Raw genomic sequence first — 10201 nt, 5'->3', positions numbered from 1 at the left:
GTTCGTCCTGAGCCAGGATCAAACTCTCCGAAAAAAACTTGGTCTTTTTGCGCTATGCTTCGTTACAGCTTCGCGCCGCATCCTCAGCGCACACAAGTGCGCTTCCGGGGCGTCGCTTCGCTGCGCCTCGCCTAGCACAAAAATCCCTGCGTTTTTTCTCCGCATCCAACATAGTTATGTTGGATGCAGAGAAACTTGCATTCAGTTTGCAGAGAGCCATGATTGGCTCTTTTTATCTTTGGATACGATTCTTTCGAACCGCATAAAGAAATTGTCGATTGCTTTTACAAATGTAGTTCACAATCGATGTTTCATCAAGATTCCTCTTGATGGACATCTGGCTTGAATCATATAGATGATTCATTTCTGCATTGTTTAGTTTTCAAGGAACACCGCCGAATTACTTCGGCTGTTCGCCGCTCGGTTGAGCTAGCCTATTCAGTATACTCGCTTCAGTGAATTTTGTCAAGCACCGTTTTTCATGTCCTCCAGGACTCAGGAGCCGTTTTTCTCCGAACCTTTCACTTGCTGTCCGCTCTCTTCGCGACTTGACCTATTCTACACGAAGACTTCGCGCCTGTCAACATCTTTCTTTTCTTTCATTTTGTCCACTGGAATAGGACAAAAAGGGGAGCCGCTTGCCGCAGCTCCCCTTTTTGTTCTTTCACTCTGCTTCTGTTTCCAGCTTCATCTCCACGACGAGCGCAGCGTCGCGCTTTCTCGCATAGAGCAGGTAATAAAGTCCTGCACAAAGGAGTGCGGCTACACCGCAGGCGGCATAGATGCCTTCGAAACCAATGCCGTCCTTGAACGCGCCAAGCGCATAGGGGCCGACGCCGAGACCGAGGTCGAGCGCGATGAAGTACGTCGATACGGCGACGCCGATGCGATACTCGGTGACGAGCTTCACGCAGATCGCCTGCCCGTTCGACATGAACGTGCCGTAGCCGAGACCAACGAACACGCCCGCGAGGAGAAGCGTCCAGCTTTGCGTCGTGACGCTCAGTAGCAGAAGCCCGATGGCAAGACACGCATATGTCGGGTACATCACGAAGTCCTCTCCCTTGCGGTCGAACATGACGCCAGCAACAGGACGTGCGAGCGTGATCGTCAGGGCGTAGACAAGGAAGAATACCGTGCCTGCGCCGATGAGACCAAGTTCCTGCGCATACGTCGCAAGGAAGCTCAGAACACTCGAATAGCTGATGCCCATGATGAACGCCACGATGGAAATGGACGTGACCTTCGGCTCCAAGAAGTTGCTGATGCTGAACTTCTTAAGCTCCGCCTTCTTCTCTGCCGAAAGCTCCATCTCCGGCACCTTGAGGGCGACGATGGCAACGAGGCAGACGACGAGCATGGCGACGCAGAAATCAATGATGTAATTGAACGTCATCGTATGCTGCATGAGCATGCCGAGGAATGGGCCAATGGCGGCAGCGAGGCTCATGCTCAAGGCGTAGTAGTTGATGCCCTCGCCGCGGCGCATCACAGGAATGATGCTCGATACGATCGTGCTCGTCGCCGTCGAGGCGATGCCGTAGCCGATGCCGTTCAGACAGCGCACGATGTAGAGCATGGAAAGGGAATCGACGAAGAAATACAGGAGCGTCGTCGCAAGATAGAAGATGATGCCTGCATAGAGCATGAACTTTCTTCCATAAAGCTCGATGGAATGACCGGCGACCATGCGTGCGAGCAGTGTGCCGAGGATGAAGATGCCGGATGCCAGCCCCGCCTCGCTCATCGACGCGTTGAGCGTCTTGATCGCTTCGGATGCGATGATGACCATGAGCATGTAATAGATGATATAGATCAAGAAGTTCACCAAGGTATCAAGAATGAACTCCTTCGTCCATAACTTTTCATGTTCCACGTTTAACAACGACCTTTCTTTACCGAACGCGCTCCTTAGCGCTGCGGCGATTTCTTAAAAATGAACTGTACCCGATTATAAGCATCGACCTCCGTTTTGTATAGCGCATAAAAAAGATGGGAGTTATCGCAAAAAGCGATAACTCCCGACGTCATTCCTCAACGTGATCTCCACACTCACATCTCACCCGTACTCCGATAAATTTTCTGAACATATTCAACGTAGGTACGAATATGGCGCAGACGCGGGTTTTCCTTCTTATATACAAGCACAGCGTCGAGTGTCAGCGCGGGGGCAAGGGAAGAGAAACCCGACGTGATGCCGAGCGCTTCGATGAAGCGGCGCGGCAAGAGCGCACCCGCCGGATTTTCCCGGCAAAAATGCACCATCGCATACGGCGTCGAAAGACGCGCTGCCACTACGGGCATCTCTTCACCGAAGTAGCGCTCGTAGACGCGATTCATCGACGACTTCACGGGATAAAACACGAGCGGCTGCTTCGCCGCCCAAGATCGCGTTGCATCGCCTTCGGCGCGCGCAAGACAAGGTGCATAGAAAACGATGTCATCATCGGAAAAATGCACGCACTCCCATCCGTCAAAACTCATCTCTTCCAAGCGATATACCGAGGCAACGTCGATGCGGTCTTCCAGAAGCCCACATCGAATCTCATCTTCCTCCATTTCAAAAACATTGAGGCAGATCTTCTCATTCTGCTTCTGAAAGTACGATACATGACGATTCATGTGAACATCGCCCAGAGAGCGCAGTACGGCGACATTCAGCTCGGCAGGCTTGCGCTTCACGCTCTCCTGCACCTCCGCCACCGCGCCCCTCAGCTGCTCGACGCAAAGCTGCGCTTTCGCCAGAAATGTCGTGCCCTCCTCCGTCAAGTCGCTGCCGCGCGTCGAGCGGCGGATCAAAGTGACGCCGACCACCTCTTCGAGCTTCTTCATTTGCACGCTGAACGCCGATTGTGTGATGTTCGCTTCCTGTGCGGCAAGCGAGAAATTCCTAACCTTGCCGTAAATGATGAAACACTCCAACTGATGTATGCTCGGCAGTTCGCCCATGCCGCAGCCTCCCTTCGACAGGAGAATCCCTGCCGTATTTTCTCTAAAACAAAAAGCGGCTTCTGCGCCTAAGCAGAAAACCGCTTAAATACCCTATGGTGGAGACGAGGGGGATCGAACCCCTGACCTCTTGCATGCCATGCAAGCGCTCTCCCAGCTGAGCTACGCCCCCGTGGACAAGTTACTTTGCTAGTATACAGCACGAAAGCAAAAAGCGCAAGCCCTTTTTGTAAAAAATTTCATGCGCTCGGATACGCTTTTCGATAGCTGCCGTCGAGGATATGCTGCCACCATGCGCGGTTTTCCAGATACCATGCAATCGTGCGCTCGATGCCGTCTTCGAATCTCGTCTCGGGCAGCCAGCCGAGTTCCGTATGGATCTTCGTCGGATCGATCGCATAGCGGCGGTCATGTCCCTTCCTGTCCGCCACATACGAGATGAGGCTCTCAGGCTTCTTCAAGGCGCGAAGGATGACCTTGACGACGTCGATGTTGGCGCGTTCGTTGTGACCGCCGATGTTGTAGACCTCTCCCGTGCGTCCCTTCTGCAGCACGAGGTCAATGGCGCGGCAGTGATCCTCGACGTAGAGCCAGTCGCGCACGTTGGCGCCGTCGCCATAGACGGGAAGCTGCTCGTCGGCAAGCGCCTTGACGATCATCAGCGGGATGAGTTTCTCGGGAAAATGGTACGGGCCATAGTTGTTCGAGCAGCGCGAGATCGTCACGGGCAGGCCGTATGTGCGACTATAAGCGAGTACGAGGAGATCGGCGCTCGCCTTCGAGGATGAATACGGGCTCGACGTATGCAAGGGAGTCTCCTCAGTGAAGAAGAGATCGGGGCGGTCGAGCGGCAAATCGCCGTAGACTTCATCCGTCGACACCTGATGGTAGCGCGAAATGCCGTACTCGCGGCAAGCGTCCATGAGAACGCTCGTGCCGATGATGTTCGTCTGCAGGAAGATCTCCGGCGTCTCGATCGAGCGGTCGACATGACTTTCCGCCGCGAAATTCACAACGACATCGGGTTTCTCGGCGCGAAAGAGCGCGTAAATCGCCTCGCGGTCGCATATATTGCAGTGGGCGAAGCGAAAGCGCGGCTCTTCTGCGAGATCGAGCAGAGATTCATAGTCGCCCGCATACGTCAGCGCATCGACGCAAAGAATCTCCGCGTCCTCGTGCGCCTTCATCATATAGTGGACGAAATTGCTGCCGATAAAGCCGGCGCCGCCAGTCACAAGATACTTCACGCCTTTTCCTCCCCATAGACGAAATTGAGCTGAGCTTCCCGCTCGGCGAGCGGCGGCGCCGCCTCGTCCTTCGCCGAAAGAACCGTCGGCGCGATCTCCCAGTCAACGCCGATGACAGGATCGCTCCAAAGAATGTTGCCGTCGCACTCCGGCGCATAGTAATTGTCCGCCTTGTACTGCACCTCGACGTCATCCGTCAAGGTGATGAAACCATGCGCGAAACCACGCGGAATCATCAGCTGTCTCTTGTTTTCCGCCGAAAGGCGCACGGAAACCCACTTCGCATACTGCGGCGAACCCTTTCGTATGTCAACGGCGACGTCTAAGATCTCGCCGCGCGTGCAGCGCAGGAGTTTCGCCTGCGCCATGGGATTCTTCTGATAATGAAGTCCGCGCAGCGTACCCTTTTCCGCTGAGAAAGACTGATTGTCCTGCACGAAGTCGTAGGAGAGACCCGCCTCTTCCATCTTCTTTTTCGACCAGCTCTCCATGAACCAGCCGCGTGCATCGCCGAACACCTGCGGTTCCAAGATAAAGACGCCCTTGAGGCGCGTTTCCGTCACGTTCATTTCTCGTTCCCCTATCCCTTGACCAGTTGCTCCAGATAGCGCCCGTAGTCGTTCTTCATCAAAGGCTGCGCGAGGCGCAGAACCTGCTCCGCATCAATATGCCCCATGCGGTAGGCGATCTCCTCGATGCAGGCGATCTTGAGACCCTGGCGATCCTGAATTGTCTCGACAAACGTAGCCGCCTGCAGAAGCGACTCATGCGTGCCTGTATCGAGCCACGCGAACCCCCTGCGCATCTTCTCTACCTGAAGGTCACCGCGCTCCAAATACGTGCGGTTCACATCCGTGATCTCAAGCTCGCCGCGTGCCGACGGCTTGACCGCCTTCGCGATCTCAACGACATCGTTGTCGTAGAAGTACAGCCCCGTCACCGCATAGTTCGAGCGCGGCATCTCGGGCTTTTCCTCCAAACTGACAGCGCACCCCGTCTCATCAAACTCCACGACGCCATAGCGCTGCGGGTCGCGCACGTAGTAGGCGAACACCGTCGCGCCCGCCTCGCGTGCCGTCGCACGCTGCAAAAGCCGTGCAAGGTCAGCGCCGTAGAAGATGTTGTCGCCCAGGACAAGTGCGCAGCCGTCGCCGCCGATGAAATTCTCGCCGATGAGGAACGCCTGCGCCAAGCCGTCCGGGCTCGGCTGCACGGCATAGGAGATATGAATGCCCCATTGGCTGCCGTCGTCGAGCATAGCAGAAAACATCGTGCTGTCCTGCGGCGTCGTGATGACGAGGATGTCCTCCAGTCCGGCGAGCATCAGCGTGCTCAACGGATAGTAGATCATTGGCTTGTCAAAGACCGGCATGAGCTGCTTCGACACGACCTTTGTCAGCGGATAGAGCCGCGTTCCCGAGCCGCCCGCCAGAATTATTCCCTTCTTCAGCACAAAATCACCTCTCAAACGACACGGCTGCAATATTTCCGCATCTCAAGCCTTCTGCCAAATCAAGCTCATGAACTCGCTGTGGCGCTTCCTGACCTCCCGTGCGACGACGCCCACGATCGTATTGACGAGATCGGCCGAATAGTTCTTCTGCGTCATCGGGATGCAGGCGTCAAGGATGACAGACGTATCAGGCGCAAGATAATACTTGAACAGTTTGTTGCCGTTGTTCAGGCGCATGATGAAATTCGTCACCTCATAGGCGTTGTCATCATTCAGTGCCTTCGGCGCAAGATTGGCTCGTACAATCACATAGATTGTATCGTCGAAAATGACCCCGAGCGGCACATACTGTCCCTGCACCTCAACGGTCGAGCGAAAAATCACGCTCTCATGCTCATCGCCAAGCTCCTCGCGCTCAAAGCTGTCAATCTTATGCCGCTGCAAATACCGCTTGAACTTCTCCGCTGCCTCTACCATAAACTTCCTCCGTAAATGCGAAATTCGTATCTTTCAATAAGATTCATCAAAGGCACAGGAAACTCCTGCCAAGAAACGGTCTTTCTTTTTTATTTTATTCCCCATACCATTATGAGAGATGTATCGAAGATGCAGCCGCACACGTCTTTTCAGACCTCCGTGATCTTCGCAAAAAATCCCTTGTACTCAAGCCGCAGGATTTCAGCAACCTCCTTGCGCATTGCGGGGCTTTCCATCGTTTCGAGCGCCGCGCGACGCGCCTTGAGCAGAATATCGACGTCGCGCAGGGCGTCTGCCATCTTGAGATCAGGCAGGCCGTGCTGCATCGCGCCGAAGAATTGACCGGGGCCTCTGAGCTTCAAATCCTCCTCGGCGAGCACGAAGCCGTCGCGCATGCTCTCCAAAAGGGCAAGCCGTTTCTTCGCCGCAGCGGTTCGCGCCGCCGAAACGAGGATGCAGTAGGAACGATGCGCCCCCCTGCCCACGCGTCCGCGCAGCTGATGAAGCTGCGCGAGGCCGAAGCGCTCGGCATTCTCAATGACCATGATGCTCGCATTCGGCACGTCTACACCCACCTCGATGACCGTCGTCGTCACGAGAACGTCGAGCTCGCCCGCGTGGAAGTCCGCCATAACGGCTTCCTTCTCCTTGCCTCGGAGCCTGCCGTGCACGAGGCCGCATCGCACTTCACGGAACACGCCCGCACTGAGTTCCTCGTAGACCTCCTGCGCCGACGGCAGGCCAAGCGTGTCGTTCTGCTCGACGAGCGGGCAGACGACGTAGGCCTGCCTGCCCCTTTCAATCTCTTGACGCACGAAGCGATAGATGCGATCACGCCGGTCGGGCGTGCGCACGAAGGTCTCGACGGGCACGCGCCCCGGCGGCAGATGCTCGATGCGCGAGACGTCGAGATCGCCGTAGACCGTCAAGGTCATCGTGCGTGGAATCGGCGTCGCCGTCATGACGAGCATGTCGGGCGTGAGGTGTGCGCGTTTTTCAAGCGTCGCTCGCTGCTCGACGCCGAAGCGATGCTGCTCATCCGTCACGACGAGGCCGAGCGAGGCGAAGGCGACAGGCTCCTGGATCAAGGCATGCGTGCCGATCACGATATCGACATCGTGCGCCTCGATCGCCTCGTACGCCGCCTCGCGTTCCTTCTTCGACAATCTTCCCGTCAGGAGCAGCAGACGCACGGGCAGATCTCGCAGCAATTCGCTGAACTTATCGAAATGCTGACGCGCCAAGATTTCCGTCGGCGCCATGAATGCACCCTGAAAGCCGTTTTCCACCGTCTTGACGAGCGCCAAGAGGGCGAGCGCCGTCTTGCCCGAGCCGACGTCCCCTTGCACGAGGCGGCGCATCGGCAAGGCAAGCTCCATGTCCTGCCGAATGTCGCGCCACGCCTTTTCCTGGTCCTCTGTCAAGCGGAACGGCAAAGCCTCACGCGCCTCGCGCGAAAGGCGGCTCGCGCCGAGATGGCGCACGCCCTTCTTTTTTTCACGACTCTCGCGACGCAGGAGAAGAAGCCCACACTGGATGAGGTAAAGCTCCTCGAAGATCAGTCTTTCCCGCGCGAGATGCAGCGCCTCGGGCGATTCGGGAAAATGCACCTCGCGATACGCCTCTTCTCGCGCGACGAGACGATAGCGCTGGCAGATGCTCTCGGGCAAGGTCTCCACGATCTTACCGATTCCTTGAAATACTCCTGTGAGAAGCGTGCGGAAAAACTTCTGATTCAGACTGCCCGAAGCCGCATAGACCGGCAGAATGCCCAGAGCCGCTTCCCCGCCTTTTTCCATCAGGGAGAAGTCCTTGACCTGGCTCATCTGCTTCTTGCCGCGCCCGCCGAAGGCATAATCAATCTTACCGACAGCAAAGAGCTGCATCCCCGCCTTGAGCTTTCCCTTGAGAAACTTCTGATTGAAGAACGTGACCTGCAAAAATCCCGTGCCGTCGTCAATATCGACGCTCAGGATATGAATGCCACGCCCCGTGCGCCTCTCGGCTATATGACGGATGACGCCTGTGACCGCCTGCTGCTCGCCGACCGCGAGCGCGGTGAGCGGCGTCAGCACGCGCCTGTCTTCGTATGTGCGCGGATAATAGGTCAGGAGGTCATAGACGGTGAAGAGGCCGATCTTGTTCAATGCCTCGTATTTCTTCGCGCCGACGCCTTTGAGCTCCAAAAGGCTCGTCTGCAGCTCCATGGCCGCCCCCTCTCCGAAAGATGCAAAACATAAGAGAGCCCGCCTCCGCATCGAATCGCAGGCGAGCTCCTTCTTCATGGCACGCTTTTTCGCGCCTTTTTCCTATCACGATATTGCTGGAAGCGCTTTCGCCCAAAAGCCGCCCGAAAGCTGCTTAGAGTTTCGGACCGGCAGCGACGAGCGCCCTGCCCTCGTCATCCGTCTCGTACTTCTTGAAGTTCTTGATGAAGCGACCGGCGAGATCCTGCGCCTTCTTGTCCCACTCGGCCGGATCGGCATAGGTGTCGCGTGGGTCGAGGATCTTCGTATCGACGCCTGCAAGTTCCGTCGGGATGTCGAACTCAAAGTACTTGAGCTTCTTCGTCGGCGCCTTGTTGATCGAGCCGTTCAGGATCGCGTCGATGATGCCGCGCGTATCCTTGATGGAAATGCGCTTGCCCGTGCCGTTCCATCCCGTGTTCACGAGATATGCCTTGGCGTCGCTCTGGCGCACCCTCTTGACGAGCTCCTGTGCATACTTCGTCGGCGGCAGTTCGAGGAACGCCTGACCGAAGCATGCCGAGAACGTCGGCGTCGGCTCCGTGATGCCGCGCTCCGTGCCCGCGAGCTTCGCCGTGAAGCCCGAGAGGAAGTAATACTCCATCTGCTCCGGCGTCAGAATCGCGACGGGCGGCAGCACGCCGAAGGCGTCCGCCGAAAGGAAGATGACCTCTTTGGCCGGAGGCGCAGAAGAAATCGGACGCACGATGTTCTTGATGTGGTCGATCGGATAGGAGACGCGCGTATTCTCCGTCACGGACTTATCGGCAAAATCAACCTTGCCGTTCTCGTCGACCGTGACATTCTCCAGGAGAGCGTCGCGGCAGATGGCGTTGTAGATGTCCGGCTCGGAATCCTTGTCGAGGTTGATGACCTTCGCGTAGCAGCCGCCCTCGAAGTTGAAGACGCCGTTGTCGTCCCAGCCATGCTCGTCGTCGCCGATCAAGAGGCGCTTCGGGTCGGTCGAGAGCGTCGTCTTTCCCGTACCCGAGAGGCCGAAGAAGATCGCCGTATTCTTGCCCTCGAGATCCGTATTGGCCGAGCAGTGCATGGCGGCGATGCCCTTCAGCGGCAGGTAGTAGTTCATCATCGAGAACATGCCCTTCTTCATCTCGCCGCCGTACCACGTATTGATGATGACCTGCTCGCGGCTCGTGATATTGAAGGCGACCGCCGTCTCCGAATGAAGTCCGAGCTCCTTGTAGTTCTCAACCTTCGCTTTCGACGCATTGTAGACGACGAAATCCGGCTCGAAGTTCTCCAACTCCTCCTTCGAGGGCAGGATGAACATATTGCTGACGAAATGCGCCTGCCATGCGACCTCGACGATAAATCGCACGGCCATGCGCGTATTCTTGTTCGCACCACAGAAAGCATCGACGACGAAGAGACGCTTGTTGGAAAGCTCCTTTTTCGCAATCTTCTTGAGTTCTTCCCACGTCTCCTGACTTGCCGGATGGTTGTCGTTCGGATAGGCGTCCGAGGTCCACCAGACCGTATCCTTGGAGTTCTCGTCCATGACGATGAACTTGTCCTTCGGCGAACGGCCCGTAAAGACGCCCGTCATGACATTCACGGCATCAAGCTCCGTGAGCTTTCCCTTCTCAAATCCCGTGAGGTCGGCCTTCATCTCTTCTTCGAAAAGCTGTTCATAGGACGGATTATGGACGATTTCCTTCACGCCGGTAATCCCGTACTTTGTCAGATCAAGTTTTGCCATGTTTCTCTACCTCTTTCATAAAAGTTGAATTTAAGATATAGTTTCAAACATGCTCTCTTCATCTCTTTCTCGCTTTTCTAGGGAAATCCTGCTTGTTTTCAATTTTTAT

The 10201-nt window shown here is 56.2% G+C and carries 9 protein-coding genes and 1 tRNA gene; 1 reads left to right on the top strand and 9 read right to left on the bottom strand.

Features of this window, described 5'->3' with window-relative positions:
• On the top strand, positions 1-346 hold a 346-nt coding region (locus tag HMPREF1153_RS13120), incomplete at its 5' end, for a hypothetical protein (RefSeq protein ID WP_232208276.1).
• Positions 347-664: 318 nt separating this feature from the next.
• On the opposite strand, the gene HMPREF1153_RS10175 is transcribed toward HMPREF1153_RS13120, so the two are convergent.
• The 9 genes from HMPREF1153_RS10175 to pckA all read right to left on the bottom strand — a co-directional run bounded on the left by HMPREF1153_RS10175 (position 665) and on the right by pckA (position 10092).
• Complete coding sequence (locus tag HMPREF1153_RS10175) at positions 665-1876, bottom strand: MFS transporter (RefSeq protein WP_009646815.1); 1212 nt, start codon at positions 1874-1876, stop codon at positions 665-667.
• Positions 1877-2052: 176 nt separating this feature from the next.
• A complete protein-coding gene (locus HMPREF1153_RS10170) occupies positions 2053-2949 on the bottom strand; it encodes a LysR family transcriptional regulator (protein WP_009646846.1) in 897 nt (298 codons plus the stop codon).
• Between the two features lie 96 nt (positions 2950-3045).
• Positions 3046-3121: transfer RNA gene (locus HMPREF1153_RS10165), tRNA-Ala, on the bottom strand.
• Between the two features lie 67 nt (positions 3122-3188).
• Positions 3189-4196, bottom strand: a complete 1008-nt coding sequence (rfbB, locus tag HMPREF1153_RS10160) for a dTDP-glucose 4,6-dehydratase (protein WP_009646809.1) — start codon at positions 4194-4196, stop codon at positions 3189-3191.
• Positions 4193-4765, bottom strand: coding sequence for a dTDP-4-dehydrorhamnose 3,5-epimerase (gene rfbC / locus HMPREF1153_RS10155; RefSeq protein ID WP_009646862.1), 573 nt, complete (start codon positions 4763-4765; stop codon positions 4193-4195). Before rfbC ends, rfbB begins: the two co-directional genes overlap by 4 nt.
• 11 nt (positions 4766-4776) lie before the next feature.
• The gene (gene rfbA / locus HMPREF1153_RS10150; RefSeq protein ID WP_037370547.1) at positions 4777-5649 is read right to left on the bottom strand and encodes a glucose-1-phosphate thymidylyltransferase RfbA; all 873 of its coding nucleotides are present in this window, start codon (positions 5647-5649) and stop codon (positions 4777-4779) included.
• Positions 5650-5691: 42 nt separating this feature from the next.
• Positions 5692-6126, bottom strand: coding sequence for a hypothetical protein (locus HMPREF1153_RS10145; RefSeq protein WP_009646867.1), 435 nt, complete (start codon positions 6124-6126; stop codon positions 5692-5694).
• A 149-nt stretch (positions 6127-6275) separates the two neighbouring features.
• Complete coding sequence (gene recG, locus HMPREF1153_RS10140; protein ID WP_009646839.1) at positions 6276-8333, bottom strand: ATP-dependent DNA helicase RecG; 2058 nt, start codon at positions 8331-8333, stop codon at positions 6276-6278.
• Positions 8334-8487: 154 nt separating this feature from the next.
• Entirely contained in the window at positions 8488-10092 is a 1605-nt protein-coding gene (gene pckA / locus HMPREF1153_RS10135; protein WP_009646797.1) for a phosphoenolpyruvate carboxykinase (ATP), read from the bottom strand.
• Positions 10093-10201 lie beyond the last annotated feature (109 nt).

The sequence above is a fragment of the Selenomonas sp. CM52 genome (assembly GCF_000292955.1).
Taxonomy (GTDB): Bacteria; Bacillota; Negativicutes; order Selenomonadales; family Selenomonadaceae; genus Selenomonas.
This window is presented reverse-complemented; position numbering and strand designations above follow the sequence as displayed.

What these genes read in the sequence shown, in the direction of transcription:
- HMPREF1153_RS10170 (WP_009646846.1), bottom strand. Translation starts at nt 2,949, where the DNA reads ATGGGCGAACTGCCGAGCATACATCAGTTGGAGTGTTTCATCATTTAC.
- rfbC (WP_009646862.1), bottom strand. Translation starts at nt 4,765, where the DNA reads ATGAACGTGACGGAAACGCGCCTCAAGGGCGTCTTTATCTTGGAACCG.
- HMPREF1153_RS10145 (WP_009646867.1), bottom strand. Translation starts at nt 6,126, where the DNA reads ATGGTAGAGGCAGCGGAGAAGTTCAAGCGGTATTTGCAGCGGCATAAG.
- recG (WP_009646839.1), bottom strand. Translation starts at nt 8,333, where the DNA reads ATGGAGCTGCAGACGAGCCTTTTGGAGCTCAAAGGCGTCGGCGCGAAG.
- pckA (WP_009646797.1), bottom strand. Translation starts at nt 10,092, where the DNA reads ATGGCAAAACTTGATCTGACAAAGTACGGGATTACCGGCGTGAAGGAA.